Below are 15,552 nucleotides of genomic sequence, written 5' to 3'. Positions count from 1 at the left end.
TTCGGTCCCTTGGTCTAAAAAAATCAGGATAGGATGGCCCCTTAAAATTGCCCAAGTTGAACATTGCGTGTAAGATACGGGCCGGTTCCCTTAATAATTGCGAGTGCAGCCTCACCGGGCCTGCACTCATTTTGTGTTTAACCATCATCATCATCATTCAGTTAAAGTTAGGAGAAAATCATGAGTATGATTGAAGATATGCTGGCCCGAGAAATTCTTGATTCTCGCGGCAACCCTACCATTGAGGTAGAGGTAATGTTGGAAGACGGCGCTTTTGGCCGGGCAGCGGTGCCTTCGGGCGCGTCAACCGGGGTGCACGAAGCCCTGGAATTGCGCGACGGCGATAAAGGCCGTTATCTGGGCAAGGGCGTGGAAAAAGCAGTGGCCAATGTTAATGAGGAAATTGCCCCGGAACTGATTGGTTGGGATGCGCTGGACCAGGAAGGCATTGACGCTTATATGCTTGAACTGGACGGCACGCCCAACAAATCCAAACTGGGGGCTAACGCCATCCTGGGCGTGAGTCTGGCCGTGGCCAAGTCCGCCGCCGAAAGCACCGGCCAGCCATTATTCCGCTACCTGGGCGGGGTGAGCGCCCGCACCCTGCCGGTGCCTATGCTGAACATTCTCAACGGCGGGGCGCACACCGGCTGGCAAACCACCGACTTCCAGGAGTTTATGGTAATGCCCTACGGCGCGGAGAGCTTCCGCGAGGGCCTGCGCTGGGGCGCGGAGATTTATCACGCGCTCAAGGCCGTGTTAAAAAGCAAAGGCTACAACACCAATACCGGCGACGAAGGCGGCTTTGCCCCGGCGCTCAAGGGCGGCAACAACGAAGCCCTGAACGTGATCATGGAAGCCATTGCCAAGGCCGGTTACAAAGCGGGCGAGCAGATTTTTATCGCCCTGGACCCGGCCACCTCTGAGTTATATGAAGACGGTAAGTACACCCTGCGCATCGAGGGCAAAACCCTTTCCAGCGACGATATGGTCAAACTGTGGCAGGGCTGGGCAGAGAACTACCCCATCATCTCCCTTGAAGACGGTCTGGCCGAAGACGACTGGGACGGTTGGGTGGCTCTGACCCAGGCCCTTGGCGCTAAGGTGCAGTTGGTGGGCGACGACATGCTGGTGACCAATGTGGAGCGTTTGAGCAAAGCCATCGAGATGAAAGCCGCCAACAGCATTCTGATCAAACTCAACCAGATTGGCACCTTGAGCGAAACCATCGCCGCCATTGAAATGGCCAAACGGGCCAACTGGACCGCCGTCATTTCCCATCGCTCCGGCGAAACCGAAGACACTACCATCGCCGATTTGGCCGTGGGCCTCAACGCCGGGCAAATCAAAACCGGCGCTCCGGCTCGCTCCGACCGGGTGGCCAAGTACAACCAGCTTCTCCGCATCGAGGACATGCTGGAAGAAACCGCAGTGTATCCGGGTATCAAAGCTTATTACAACGTGCGCTAAATATGGAACTAACCCGCTCAAGTGGTATTTTGTTACACCCCACTTCATTTCCCGGCCCTTACGGCCTGGGCGATTTGGGGCAGTCCGCGTATGCATTTATTGACTTCCTGGTTAGGGCCAAACAATCCCTATGGCAGGTCCTGCCCCTGGGCCCAACGGGTTATGGCGACTCGCCCTACGCATCTTTTTCTTCATTTGCGGGCAATCCGCTGCTGATCAGCCTGGACCGGCTGGCGACATCGGGCGACCTGGTCGAGGCAGACCTGGCCGGCAAGCCCGATTTCCTTCTGGACCAGGTTGACTATGGCCGGGTGATTCAGTGGAAAACCCCGCTCTTGGAAAAAGCCGCCCGCAATTTTCTAAGTTACGCCGCTGCGGAACGCCGGAATGATTTTGACGCTTTTTGCGCCGAACACAGCGGCTGGCTGGACGACTTTGCCCTCTTTATGGTGGTCAAAGATCATTTTGACCAAAAAGCCAGAGAAGCCGGCGTTTTTGGGGCTATGTGGAACACCTACTGGGATAAAGACATAGCCCTGCGCCAACCCCGGGCAATGGCTCGTTGGCAAAAGGAACATGCCGGGGCCATTGCCGTGAAAAAAGTGCAGCAATACTACTTTTTTGAGCAGTGGGGCGCCTTGCGGCGTTACGCCAACGAGCGGGGCGTTAAAATTATTGGCGACATCCCCATTTTTGTGGCTCCCGATAGTGTGGACGTGTGGGCCAATCGTGAGTTGTTCCATTTAGATAAAAAAGGACAACCGACCGTGGTGGCCGGCGTGCCCCCCGATTATTTTAGCGAAACCGGCCAATTGTGGGGCAATCCGCTTTACAATTGGCAAGCGATGGCCAGGCAGAATTATCAGTGGTGGATTGACCGGCTGGCAGCCACGCTTCGGTTAGTGGATATTATCCGCATTGATCACTTCCGTGGTTTTGAGGCTTATTGGGAAATTCCGGCAGGCGAAAAAACTGCGGTCAAGGGCCAATGGGTCAAAGCGCCGGGCATGGAGTTGTTTAAAACAGCCAAAGCGGCCTTGGGTGAATTGACCATCCTGGCTGAAGACCTGGGCGTAATTACCCCGGCGGTTGAGGCGTTGCGCGACCATTTTGCTTTCCCCGGTATGAAGATTTTACAATTTGCCTTTGACAGCAAAGAGGCAGGCGATTTGAATGCTTCTAATGCTTTTTTACCGCATAATTACGGTCGTAACGCAGTGGTTTACACCGGCACCCACGACAACGACACCACCCTGGGCTGGTACCGCCAGCGTACGCCTGAAGAAAAGGATTTAATCCGCCGTTACCTGGCCCGTGATGACCACGATATTGTCTGGGATTTCATTCGCCTGGCCATGGCTTCGTCTGCCCGTTATGCCATTATCCCTCTGCAGGATGTGTTGAATTTGGATACTGACGCCAGGATGAACACACCCTCGACCCTGGGTGGCAATTGGGACTGGCGTTACCGCCCCGAGGCATTGAACCAATGGGGGTCAGATCGTCTGCGGGAACTGGTTGACCTGTATGGCCGCGACCCCAAATTGTGGGAGGAAAAGTGTCAGGCTGAGGCAGAAAAAAGCGCTGCCTAAAAAGTCGGCGATAAACAATAAAGGCCGGGAATTCAATCGAAGCCCGGCCTTTGTTGATTCTTCACTGAACGGTTGGACCATCACCTGGAATAACTTGATTATCAATGGTTCTTGACACTTAATGTTATCTGAGATACACTCAAAGCAGGTTTTAAGCCTTTGGCATTTTACCTCACCTGATAACCAGGCGGAAAGGCGCGTTCATTGAGTCAACCCGTCATCAGTCAAGCAATGGAAGATTATCTCAAGGCCGTTTACAAGCTGCGAGAGCAAAATGAGCAGGTGTCTACCTCTGCCCTGGCCGATTATTTAAAAATAGCCCCGGCCTCGGTAACAAACATGTGCAAAAAATTGGCCGAGTTGAATTTGTTGACCTATGAGCCGTATCAGGGCGTAAAGTTTACGCCCACCGGCGAAAAATTGGCCCTGGAAATTGTCCGCCACCACCGCCTGATTGAATTATACCTGGCCGAAGCCTTGGGCGTACCCTGGGACCAGGTTCACGCTGAGGCCGAAAAACTGGAACACGTAATTAGCGAGGATTTGGAAGAACGGATGGCCGCCGCCCTGGGCGATCCCCAGTTTGACCCCCACGGCGCGCCCATTCCTTCGCGGACCGGGGTGGTGCGGCAGCAAAAGAGTGGCCGCCTGGTTGACATGCAAACGGGCGATAAATTGGTGGTGGTTGAAGTGGATGATGATGACCCGGAGTTGCTCCGTTATTTGGGTGAAATGGGCCTTTATCCGGGCACAAGTATTCAATTGTTGGCCCGCGCGCCTTACGAAGGCTCGTTGACGCTGGAGGTTAATCAGCGGGAGTATGCCTTGAGCTATCAGGTGGCCAAAACCATTTTGGTGGCCCGGCAAAAAAAATGAGGCTGTCAAAAATGACCGAACCAAAAGCTATCTATCTCATTGTCTGCGGGGCCAGTTCGGCTCGCTGCGCCCCCGATTTACTCAAGGCGCTCACCCAATTTGAACTGCCTGTTTTAACCGTTCTCACCGACGCCGCCCGCAACATCATCAGTTCCTACAACCTGGCCGACCAGCCGGGCCATACTCTGGTTGACAGCTATTTTGACCCGGTGCTGCTTGATGGCCGCGCCCCTTGCCTGACCGTGGTGGCCCCCGCTACCTTTAATACCCTCAACAAAATCAGTCACGGTATTGCCGACACCCTGGCCCGCTCGCTAATTGCCGAGGCCATTGGCGCGGGCTGGCCGGTGATGGTGGTGCCTTCGATGAATATGGCTCTGGCCAATCATCCCCAGGTAGCGCAGAGCATCAAAACCCTGCTTGGCTGGGGCGTAAAGGTGCTGGAACCCAAGCTTGAAGCGGATTTGTTAATGATGGCCTCGGTGCCGGAAATTGTGGCCGCGGTCAAAACAATGCTGGCGGAAGCCGGCGCATCTTCAGGAGAGAACAAATGAGTAATTTACCCCTTGTGCACATGACGCTCTACAAACACGGCGTTGGCTATTTTTGCCGCCGGGGCCGGGTGGAAGGCGAGGAGATCAAGCTGACCTTTCGCCGCGAGGAAATGGACGACTTGCTCAAAAGTTTGACCGTGATTGACCGCGGCGGCGGGCAGGTGCGCGGCGTGGATTACGACACCCCCCAAAGTCTCAAAGAGCGACTGGCCGGATGTTCCATTATTCTTGACAAAACCCGCAGCACGCGGGATTTACTCATGGCCCTGCGGGGGCGCAAGGTGGCCCTGCTGTCAAGTGATGGCGCCACCACCACGGGCGTTTTGCTGGGCTTGGATGAAGTGAACGAAAAACCCTTGAAACGCTCGCTGGTTTCCATTTTGCGGGAAGATTCGGAAACGGTGGCGATTGTCCCCATTGACCGCATCGAGGGCATTGAGTTGTTTGACGAGGTCTCTGCCGCCGACCTGCGGTTTTTCCTGCAAACCGCGTTGGGCCAGGAGACGCATCGTTCCATTACCATCCGGCTCAGCCCCGGCTCGCACGATTTAGAAGTGAGTTACATTGCCCCTGCCCCCACCTGGCGGGTCAGCTACCGTTTGGTGGCGGATGACCCTTCAGCCGGCAAGCCGGAAGCCCTCTTACAAGGTTGGGGCATTTTTGACAACCGGTTGGAGGAAGACCTGCACGATATTTCGCTCTCGCTCACGGCCGGGATGCCCATCTCTTTTGTGTACGATTTGTACACGCCGTACACGCCGGAGCGCCCGGTGGTAAAAGAAGAAAAGCGAGTGGCCGCCGCGCCCATTATGTTTGATGGCGCTGTGGCCGAAACGGCCGGCGCAGAGGCGCCAACTTTGGGGGCCGGTATGCCTGCCCCGGCTCCTATGATGAGGAGCATGATGAAAATGACGGCCCCTCCGAGCGTCTCCGCGGAAGCCATGGCCGATTCTGTAGAAAGCGCCGCCACCGGCCAGGCCCTGGGCGAATTGTTTCAATACAACGTCAGCAGCCCGGTCACGGTGGGCCGGGGGCAGTCGGCCATGGTGCCCATTGTCAGCAGCAAGTTGGGTTTTAAAAAGGATTTGATTTACAACGGGGCCAAAATGCCCACCCATCCGGTGGCGACCATTCGCTTCAAAAATGCCACCGGCCTGACCCTGGAACGTGGCCCGGTTACCATCCTGGAAAGGGGCGAGTACGTGGGTGAAGCCGTGCTGCCTTTCACCGCCGACCAGGCCGAGGCTGTTGTTTCTTACGCGGTTGAGTTGGGTATTCACGTTAAAGAAGAAGTCAAAACCGAGAGTCAACTTCGTTCGCTAAATATCAAAGAGGGTTATCTGCTGCAAAACGTGTACGATATTCGCCGGCTCATTTACCAGGTGGATAATCGCACGGCTGAAGCCAAAACCGTTTTGCTTGAGCACGTCCCCCGGACCAACTATACTATTTTTGATACCCCTGACCCCGCGGAAAAAACGCTCGACACGTACCGGTACCAGGTGAAAGTTTCACCCGGCAAACTGGCTAAATTTGCCGTGCAAGAACGTTTTTTGCGGGTCCACCGCGAAGAGTTGCGCAGTCTTTCTTATAAAGGCTTGCAGCAGTACTTTAAGGATAAATTTCTGGATGAGCGGGCCTATTCTGGGCTAAAAGCCTTGCTCGATACCTGGGCTGAGATTGACCGCCTGGAAAAAGAAGTGGCCGGGCAGGAAAAGCAGCGGGAGAAGATTTACAAAGCGCAAGAGCAGGCCCAGAAAAATATGGCCGTGCTTTCGACCGCCGGGGAAGAAGGCCGGCTGCGCGGGCGTTACGTCAAACAACTCACCGAGAGCGAAGAGCAGTTGGTCCAGATTGACCGGACGGTGGCGGGCATACAGGCTGAGATCAAACAGAAATCCTCTGAAGTTGGTCAGATGATTAAAGCCTTGGAGTCAAGCGATAGTTAGCAGATTTAATCCGGCTTAAAGCGCAGGCGTAATACGGTGATAACGTAATTGATTCCCCGGCTGAGATAGCCCCACACATTTGCGGCAGTTTTGCTCTCCCCCGCCTCGCGGGGAAGGCACAGGTAGGGCAGCTCGCGGATGGTGTAACCGGCGCGTTTGGCGCGATAGAGCAGGTCAATGCAATACTCGCCGTAATCGCCCCGCAAGTTGATTTTAGCAAAGATATCCCGGCGGCCCAAAATAAAGCCGCTGGTGTAATCTTTAAGGGACCAATCCAGGATGAGTCCGGCCCACAGATTAATTATCCGCGAGAACAGCCGCCCCGTGAAAGAATGGGCCACATCCCCACCCCCCGGCACATAGCGCGAACCAACAGCCATATCCGCGCCCTGGGCCAGGGCCTCGGCCAGGCGAGGCCATTCTTCAGGCGGCATGCTCAAATCGCAGTCCATCCAGCCCACCCACTGTCCCCGCGCCTCTTGAATGCCCCGGTTGAGGGCGCTGGTTAGCCCCTTTTCTGTTTTTCGATGAATCAGCCGGACCCGCGCGTCGTTTTTGCTTTTCTTGGCGACTACCTGCCAGGTGCCATCCGGAGAGTCGTCGTCAACCACCACCACCTCAACCCCGCCGGGGTAATTTCTCAACGCTTGTAAAGTCCGGTCAAGCAACGTTTCAATATTGCCTGCTTCGTTGTAAGTGGGCAATATAATGGATATTTGTGGTTGATGGGTTAAATTTTGTTCAGTCATAGGGTTAATGGTATAGTCCAATTTCTGATTTTTAGGGTCAAATGTTAAATGTCAGGTGTCAAGTGGCAAAGGTCAAGGGTTACGCTTCACATTTTATCAATAGAATGGACGTTGGGCTAATCATTGCCGCTCTACTGACTCTACTCATCATCCAAAGCCTGTGGCAGCCGGGCCTGCCTGCGGCGGCCGACATGCCTATTCATCTTTACCGCACGTTGGAATACAAACAAGCCTGGGCGCCGGGAGTGCTTGTGCCGCGTTGGGCGCCCAATCTGGCGTTTGGCTATGGGTATCCACTGTTTGTGTTTACCCCGCCCTTGCCACATCTCCTGGCCCTGGTTTTTTATGGCGCCGGCTTTACCTTAGAGACTGCGCTCAAGATTCTGATTATCCTCACAATTTTACTTTACGCAACTGGCATGTATCTGCTGGCGCGCGATGTTTTAGGCAGCCTTGAAGCCGGGTTGGTGGCCGCCGTAGCCTATGCGTTTGCGCCCTTTGCCTTGCGCGAGGCGCTGCTTTACGGCGGCAACGTGCCTCAATTTTTGGCCATTGGTCTGTTCCCCTGGACGTTATGGGCCATGACTCGCTCGGCCCGAACTTATTTTTGGGGCTGGCTGATCCTGGCGGCCATTTTTTACGCCGGGGTAATGTTGAGTCACTTGTACCAGGTGCTGGTGTTTACGCCTGTCGTGGGCCTTTATGGATTAATGCTATTTTGGCTTTCAGTCCGAACTCCGTCAGGGGCAAGCCAGGCCTCAAAAGTTTCTCATTTTTCATTTCTAAATTCTCATTTTTCTGCTAAACCCTATCGGCTCATTGTTGGCCTACTGCCTCTGGTGTCCATTCCCTTGGGTCTGCTCCTCTCCGCCTTCTTTTGGCTGCCCGCTTTTACCGAGCGATTTTACACGCGCGCCCAGGCCAATATCTACCTGGAAAAAAGCCCTTTTTACGTGCGCTACCCGCATTGGTCTGAACTGGTCGCCTGGATTTACCCCCTGGACGCCCGCGCGGCCAACCCTTACGTCCCTTTGACTCTGGGCGTGGTCACTTTGATTTTGGCGCTCTTTGGACTATTAACGGGATTATGGTTACTCATCAAAAAACGGGCCATTGCCCCAGGCGCTTCCCCCGTCTGTTTTATCCTGTTTTTTGCCCTGGTTGCGGCTGCCGGCATTTTCCTGACCCTCCCTCTCTCTCGCCCGGTTTGGGAAACCCTTACCATTTTGCAGGTAGCCGAATTCCCCTGGCGGTTATTGAGCCTGGCCAATTTGGGCCTGGCTTTTTTGGCCGGCGCGGCGCTGCTCTTGCTGCCGTCCCAAGTCCGGCGTTTGGGGGTAGCCGTGTGCGTGGCCATCCAAATTGTGGCGGTGGCGCCCTTGTTATACCCCGTGATCCCCTTTGCCCAATACGGCCAGCCCACCCTGGCCGATCAGGTTGATTATGAGCGCCGTTCCCAATCGGTAGGGACGACCACGGTGAGCGAATACCTGCCCCAAACGGTAAGCCAGGCCCCCACCACTTCGCCCCTGCTGGAGGCGTTTCTGGCCGGTCAAAATCCCCGACGGTTGGATTACGCCAGCTTGCCCGCCGGCACAAAGGCCATCTTGCTCAAACAAAATGCCATCACGCACATCTACCGGCTTAACGGCCCAAAAGACTTTACCCTACGATTTTTTCATTTTTATTATCCCGGCTGGCAAGCCTGGATAAATGACCGACCGGTCAACATCACGCCTGAACCCGGCACCGGCTTGATGCTGATTGACCTTCCGGCAGGCCAGCACACCTTGACCGTCCGTTTTGGCGAGACGCCGGTTCGAGTGACGGCCATGCTCTGGAGTGGCCTGGCGATGGTGAGTTTGCTGGTAGCCGGCCTATCTTGGCAAGTCAGCCGTAGACGTCGCGTCGAAAAACAAGATAAAAAAGCGCGCTCTCCTGCCCCTCGCCAAAAAATCCTGATCATTCTACTGGCGATGGCTTTGGCCGTAATTGGTGCTTTTTGGCTCAAACCCCTATTACGCTCCGTCTTCACAATTCAATCGCCGCCCGGCCAGGCGCTCCCGGCGGGCCATAAAGCCGACATCCGTTTTGCCGATGGCCTTCGTCTGATCGGGTATGACCTGGATAAGCCTATTGTCTCTCCGGGCGGGCGGTTGCAGGTAGTGCTGTATTGGGCAACCGATACCGCGCCCATCAAGGCCAATTTGCAGCCCTTTGTGCATTTAGACCGCCTGAACGATTGGACCACCGTCGCCGACGCCACCAATTACACCCCCGGCGACGCCACCACGGAGAGCGTGCTGCCCACCTTTCATTGGGACACGGCCCGTTACGTGCGCGATGAACACGATTTGATATTGCCGCCGGACCTCCCGCCCCTGGCCTACGCTGTGCGGGTGGGCTTGATTGACCCCGACCGGGATCGCCTGCTGCCTCTGGCCGATGGTAGCGGTGATACGGCGCAGTTGACCATTATCAGGGTCAAACCGGCGCCAGGCCAGATAACGCCGTTGGCTGAACAACTGGATGTGATTTTTAGCAATGATAGTGATACTATTTATCTGACCGGCTTTCAACTTGAGGCCCAAACTGAGACGCGGCTTGATTTTACCCTGGCCTGGCAAAGTGACCAAACGCCCCAAAAAGATTACACGGTTTTTGCCCAATTGTTTGATCTGGATCAAAATCTGGTGGCCGGTTTTGACCGCCCTCCCCTGGACGGCGCTTACCCCACGTCAACTTGGCTGCCGGACCAAACCATCCTGGACCCCCGCTCCATCCCGCTGAACGAGGTTGCGCCCGGTGAGTATTTGCTGGTGGTGGGTCTGTACGACCCGCTGACGCTGGCGCGTTTGACCACAACCGGCGGGCTTGACTTTGTGGAATTAACGACCGTGACGGTTGGCGAGCGGTAAATTGGCTGACTTATGAAATCACAAATCGTAAATCTTAAATTGAAAATCGTGATTTGGGACTATGGTTTGCTCTTGGCGTTACTCCTGCCATTTTTCGCGGTGATGCCCCTGCTCATTCATGCCGGCCTGCCCAACACCGCCGATGGCCCGGTGCACCTGATGCGGCAGGTCCAACTGAACCAGGCCTGGCAGCAGGGCCACTTCTACCCTCGTTGGGGCGCCGATTTGGCTTTTGGACACGGCATGCCCATTTTTAGCTACGCTCCGCCGGCCCTCTATCAACTAACCCAAATTTTTCATCTTTCCGGCCTGCCCCTCGACGAGTCCATGAAGGCGGTTATCATTTTTGATTTTCTGCTGTATAGCTTGGGTATATTTCTTTTTGCCCGCCGCCTTTATGGGCCTGCCCCGGCGCTGCTCGCGGCAGCCGTGTATGTTTATGCCCCTTACCGTTTGCGTGAGGCTTATATTCAAGGCAACTACGGCCAATTTACCGGCCTGGCTTTTTACCCCCTTATCTTCTGGGCCTTTCACGGCCTCATTACCACCGGCCGGCCCCGTTATTGGCTGGCGGCGGCAGTGTCGCTGGCCGGTTTGTTATTGAGCCACAACATCAGCTTTATGCTCTTTGCCCCCCTCTTCGTGGCCTATTCACTTTTTTTGCTGATGCTGACAGCCTGGCAGTCGAGGAGACGAGGGGGCGAGCCAACGGGTCAACAGGCATTTTGGTTTATGCCTTTGCTCATCCGCACCATTGCCGCCGGGCTTCTTGGCCTGGGTTTGGCCGCCATTTTTTGGCTGCCGGCTTTTGGCGAACGGCACGAGATTAAGTTGGAAGGCATCACCCAGGGTTTTTTTGATTTTCGGGAAAATTTTATACCCCTCTCAGAACTGCTCTCCCCGCCGTTGCCCCTTGACCTGACCACCATCAATCCCGCCTTTCCCTTCAGCCTCGGCCTGCCTCAAATCATGGGCGCGGTGTTAGGAATGGTGGCCCTGCTTTTCCTGGTCTTCAAGGCAGTCAGACCGTCCTCGCGGGATGGCGTCGAGAATGAAGCCGAACACACACGTTCAGGCGTCATTGCGAGGCCGCAGGCCGAAGCAATCTCCAACTTCGAAAGGGGAGACTGCTTCGCTATCGCTCGCAGTGACATGATCCAATCACGTATCGGTCACACCCTTTTCTTCACCATTTTCTTTTTACTCTACGTCTTCCTGGCCCTGCCCCAATCCCAGTTCCTATGGGAATCTGTGCCCTTCATCGAACTGGCCGAGTTCCCCTGGCGCATGCTCGGCCCGGCAATTTTTTGCGCCGGCGTTTTGGCTGCGGCTGCTTTCTGGATTGTCAAATTGCAAATTGCCAATCGCAATTTGGACCTCATCCTTTTTCTGTCTATCCTTATGGTTATTACCTTCAACGTTTACTATCTCTTCCCCTCCCAATTCATTTCTTGGGGCACGCCCTCTCCGGCGGAGGCTTTTGCCTACGAAGCAGCCTCCTACGCCATTGGCACCACCAGCACCGGCGAATTTTTGCCTCGCCGCGCCCGGCAGCACCCCTCCCCCAAAACTCTTCGCCCCGATTACGAGGCCGGCCGGCCGCCGCAAAAAATTGATCCGGCCTCTCTGCCGCCCGGCGCAAACGTGGAAACTCTGAGCCACCAGGCCGAGTCCGATTCCTGGCAAATTAATACGCCTGAAAAGTTTGTGGCTACCATCCGCACCCTTTACTGGCCCGGCTGGCAGGTTTACCTGGATGGCCAACCCGTTGCTTTTACCGTGACCCCAAATACCGGCTTGATTCAAACAACTATTCCCGCCGGCCGGCACAGCCTGACCCTGCAATTGGAATCAACCCCTTTGCGCGCCATCGGGCTGGGGCTGACCGTAAGCTCGCTGTTTGTCTTGGGCCTGATTGCTGTTTTTTTCTTTAAGCAATATATCAATGAGACAGGTGGACGACGAGATAGTGGAACAGGGATTGGCGACCCCCATGCAACGGCCATCTCTCCCAGATTCTTTGTGATAGCAGCGGTGTCGTTTTTTGCCCTTTACCTGCTTTCGCGTCCTCTGGCTCCCCTGTTTACTTTGCAATCAGACCCCGACCGGCCCCAACCCGCCGACCACGTGGTGCGGGTTGATTTTGCCAACCAAATCCGGCTGGTCGGCTTTGACGATTTACCGGAAACCATCTCCCCCGGCGAATTGCTGACGGTTACGCTTTACTGGCGCGCTTTGGCCGATTTGAACACAAGTTACTCAGTTTTTCTTCATCTCGACGCGCCAAACCAACAAACCTTTGCCGCAGTTGACGAAGATACCCCCGAAGATATTCCCACCTATAATTGGCCGCCCGGTTTATATTTGCGCAACCCCCTTTCGCTCAAAGTGCCAACAGACTTGCCTCCCATTCGCTATGATGTTCACGTGGGACTCTACAATCGTGAAACTGACGAGCGGCTGTCAATCTGGCCGGATGGCGCTACAAACTTTAAACTTGGTTCAGTGTGGTTGGTCGCGCCGCCTCCCCAATTGCCTGCTACGCCTTTGGCTCACTTTGGCCCGCACGTCACGCTCCGGCAGGTTCATGTCCAGGGCGACACCCTGGTGTTGTATTGGCAAACTGATCAGTTTCTTGAGCAAAACGACACCATTTTCATTCACCTGCTTGATGCCGAGGGCAACTTATTAGTCCAGGCCGACGGTGTCCCCTACGATGGCCTGTATTCTCTTTCTGACTGGTTGCCTCAACAAATCATCACCGATGCGCGCCCTATCGGTTCCCGCCTGGCCTCGCCGGACTCACTCCACGCCATCGCCGTTGGCCTTTACCATCCCACCACCGGCGAACGCCTGCCCGCCGCCGACGCTGCCGGCAAACCGTTGCCCAATAATAGTTTCATTATCTCGGTAGCGCCATGAAACAAGCGCAGACCATTGATTGTAGATTGCCGAGAATGAGTTTGCTGACCTCACTTCTGAGACATAGTTTTTTTGTTTTTTTCGTCTACATCCTGCTCACCCTGATCCTGACTTACCCCCTCATCTTCAATTTGACCATTGTCGTGCCCAACGACATCGGCGACCCCCTGCTCAATACCTGGATTTTGGCCTGGGATAGCCACGCCCTGCTCACCGACCCGCTCAACCTGTTCAATGCCAATATTTTTCATCCCCTGGCCAATACGCTGGCCTACTCCGAGCATCTTTTTAGCACCGCCTTGCTGTCCCTGCCGCTGCAACTTATCTCCGGCGAGCCAATCCTGGCATATAATCTAAGTTTGTTGCTCACCTTTCCCCTATCTGCGTTTGGGATGTACTTGCTGGCCCTCCGCTGGACGGGCCGGCGTGATGCGGCCTTTCTTGCCTGTTTGATTTTTGCCTTCAACCCCTATCGTTTTGCCGCCATTGCTCATTTGCAGTTACTCACGTTTCAATGGTTGCCCTTTGCCCTGTTATTTCTTGATTTGTTACTCAGAAGAACCCGCCAATCTCAAAAAACTTCCCTCCCCTCCCTGCCTGTCCCTTTGCTTCTCTGCCTGGCCCTAACTCTGTTCTTACTGCTCCAAATTCTCGCCTCCTGGTACCTGGCCCTCTACACCGCTCTAATCTTTGTTCTCTACCTGTTCGCCGTCCTCTTGGCCCGCTACTTCAAGCCATCCCCTCCTGCTACCTTGCCACCTCTTACTTTACTACTTGCTACCCTGCTACTTGTTACCCTGCTCATCCTGCCCTTCATCCTCCCTTACCTTGCCATCGTTGATGAATTGCGCGCCGCTCGCCCGCTTTCCCTGGCCCTTTCCCTGGCCGCCGCCCCCACCGACTTTGCCGCGGCCGCACCCTTCAATCGTATCTTTGGCCCTCTCACCGAAACTTTCCGCAGCCGGCCCGGCTTCACCGAAGAGCATGTGTTGTTTGTGGGCATTATCGCGCCAATATTGGCCCTCGTAGCTTTAACCTACCAAGGGTCAAGGGTCAGGTGGCAGGCATCAAGGGCCAGGTTTTACGCCTTACTCTTCATCCTGATTTTTTCCGTGGCCCTGGTCTTCCCTACTCCGTATGCTGTCCTCGCCACCCTTTCCCCCCCCAGCACCATCGTCCGGGTTCCTTCTCGCTGGATCATTCCGGCCCTGTTTGCCCTCGCCGCTCTGGCTGCCTTTGGCTTTGCAAACTTAAAATTTCAAATCGCAAATCGCAAATCGTTATCTCTAATCTCTAATCTCTTATTCCCTCTCTGTGTCTTGCTTCTGCTCACCGAAACCCTCTCCATCCCCCTTCCCCTGGCCCCGGTAGAAAATCGAGACACCCTGAACCCGGTCTACGCCTGGCTGGCCGCTCAACCCGATAATAACTTTGCCCTGGTTGAACTGCCGTTGCACAGCGCCCCGGCCCCGGAATATCCAGAGGTCAAACGCCTCTACGCCAGCACCCTGGGCTGGTGGCGATTGGTCAACGGCTACTCCGGCTACACCCCGCCCCGCCAGCCCCAACTGGCCCAGGCCCTGGCCAACTTCCCTGATGAACAGTCAATCAAGGCCCTACGGTCCCTCATTCATAACTCACAATTCACAATTCACAATTCACAATTGTTCCTCCTCGTTCATCCCGGCGAAGCTCCCCTGGATCGCGCTCAATGGGAAACCACCGACCGCTGGCGCGCCGAGTGTAACCCTGCCCTCTATCCCCTCGGCCAATTTGCGGGCGATTATCTCTACCATGTCTTGCCCAATGACCCGCACCGATTCACCCCTCCTCCCCTGGCCACCTTCGGCCCCAACCAAACCATTCGCCTCCTCAAAATTACAGTAGATTTACCCGCAACTCCCACACAGTTTATGTCCAAACCGTTAGAAATTCACAATTCACAATTCACAATTCACAATTCACACTCCTCTTCTCGCCTCATCCTCTACTGGCAATCCGCCGCATCACCCGCCACCGATTACACCATTTTTGTTCACCTGCGCGCTGCCGACGGCTTTGTGCGCAGCCAAGCTGATGGCCCGCCGGTCAGTGGACATTACCCCACCAGCCAATGGCAGCCCGGCGAGATTGTGCAAGACATTCACCCTTTACCGCCCGCTGATTATGCCCAGGTTGACCACATTGCCCTGGGTTTGTATGATGCCGCCACCGGCCAACGACTGCCCACCTTTGGCCCGGCTGGGGAACGGCTGGCCGAGGACGAGTTGATTGTTGGCGTGGAGAATAACCCGTAATACAGCATAGCCACTTTGGTTCGCGTTGAACGGATGTTGTACTAATGAAATAACCAAGAAAAAAGAGCCTGGCCTGTAAACCAGGCTCCTTTGTTACCCTGCGGTAGCCCTCACGCCGGCAGAAACCGGTGGGCTATGGCTGCTAGTGGTGTATCCCAAAAGTTTTTAGGGTGATTGTCTGGTACATAGGGGCAAATAATCTTGGATCAAAGGGTTCATTAACAA

At 55.1% G+C, this 15,552-nt stretch carries 9 protein-coding genes; 8 read left to right on the top strand and 1 reads right to left on the bottom strand.

The window, feature by feature from the left end; all coding sequences use genetic code 11:
- The first annotated feature begins 180 nt into the window (after nucleotides 1-180).
- The 5 genes from eno to JW953_12505 all read left to right on the top strand — a co-directional run bounded on the left by eno (nucleotide 181) and on the right by JW953_12505 (nucleotide 6,441).
- Nucleotides 181-1,470: a phosphopyruvate hydratase gene (gene eno / locus JW953_12525; protein ID MBN1993517.1), complete on the top strand. Its 1,290-nt coding sequence runs from the start codon at nucleotides 181-183 to the stop codon at nucleotides 1,468-1,470.
- A 2-nt stretch (nucleotides 1,471-1,472) separates the two neighbouring features.
- A complete protein-coding gene (malQ, locus tag JW953_12520) occupies nucleotides 1,473-3,062 on the top strand; it encodes a 4-alpha-glucanotransferase (protein MBN1993516.1) in 1,590 nt (529 codons plus the stop codon).
- 231 nt (nucleotides 3,063-3,293) lie between these two features.
- Nucleotides 3,294-3,938, top strand: coding sequence for a metal-dependent transcriptional regulator (locus JW953_12515; GenBank protein ID MBN1993515.1), 645 nt, complete (start codon nucleotides 3,294-3,296; stop codon nucleotides 3,936-3,938).
- A gap of 11 nt (nucleotides 3,939-3,949) precedes the next feature.
- The gene (locus JW953_12510) at nucleotides 3,950-4,492 is read left to right on the top strand and encodes a hypothetical protein (GenBank protein ID MBN1993514.1); all 543 of its coding nucleotides are present in this window, start codon (nucleotides 3,950-3,952) and stop codon (nucleotides 4,490-4,492) included.
- The gene (locus tag JW953_12505) at nucleotides 4,489-6,441 is read left to right on the top strand and encodes a hypothetical protein (protein ID MBN1993513.1); all 1,953 of its coding nucleotides are present in this window, start codon (nucleotides 4,489-4,491) and stop codon (nucleotides 6,439-6,441) included. Before JW953_12510 ends, JW953_12505 begins: the two co-directional genes overlap by 4 nt.
- 5 nt (nucleotides 6,442-6,446) lie before the next feature.
- On the opposite strand, the gene JW953_12500 is transcribed toward JW953_12505, so the two are convergent.
- Complete coding sequence (locus JW953_12500; protein MBN1993512.1) at nucleotides 6,447-7,190, bottom strand: polyprenol monophosphomannose synthase; 744 nt, start codon at nucleotides 7,188-7,190, stop codon at nucleotides 6,447-6,449.
- Nucleotides 7,191-7,252: 62 nt separating this feature from the next.
- Between JW953_12500 and JW953_12495 the strand changes: the two genes are divergently transcribed.
- From JW953_12495 to JW953_12485, 3 genes are read left to right on the top strand one after another with little or no spacing between them, the layout of a single operon-like run.
- Nucleotides 7,253-10,108 carry a hypothetical protein gene (locus JW953_12495; protein ID MBN1993511.1) on the top strand — a complete coding sequence of 952 codons (2,856 nt, stop codon included), beginning with the start codon at nucleotides 7,253-7,255 and terminating at the stop codon, nucleotides 10,106-10,108.
- A 12-nt stretch (nucleotides 10,109-10,120) separates the two neighbouring features.
- Nucleotides 10,121-13,030 carry a glycosyltransferase family 39 protein gene (locus JW953_12490; protein MBN1993510.1) on the top strand — a complete coding sequence of 970 codons (2,910 nt, stop codon included), beginning with the start codon at nucleotides 10,121-10,123 and terminating at the stop codon, nucleotides 13,028-13,030.
- A gap of 41 nt (nucleotides 13,031-13,071) precedes the next feature.
- Nucleotides 13,072-15,327 (top strand): hypothetical protein, encoded by a 2,256-nt coding sequence (locus tag JW953_12485; protein MBN1993509.1) that lies wholly within the window; start codon nucleotides 13,072-13,074, stop codon nucleotides 15,325-15,327.
- Nucleotides 15,328-15,552: the final 225 nt, after the last annotated feature.

It is taken from the genome of Anaerolineae bacterium, assembly GCA_016931895.1.
Classification (GTDB): domain Bacteria; phylum Chloroflexota; class Anaerolineae; order 4572-78; family J111; genus JAFGNV01.
This window is presented reverse-complemented; position numbering and strand designations above follow the sequence as displayed.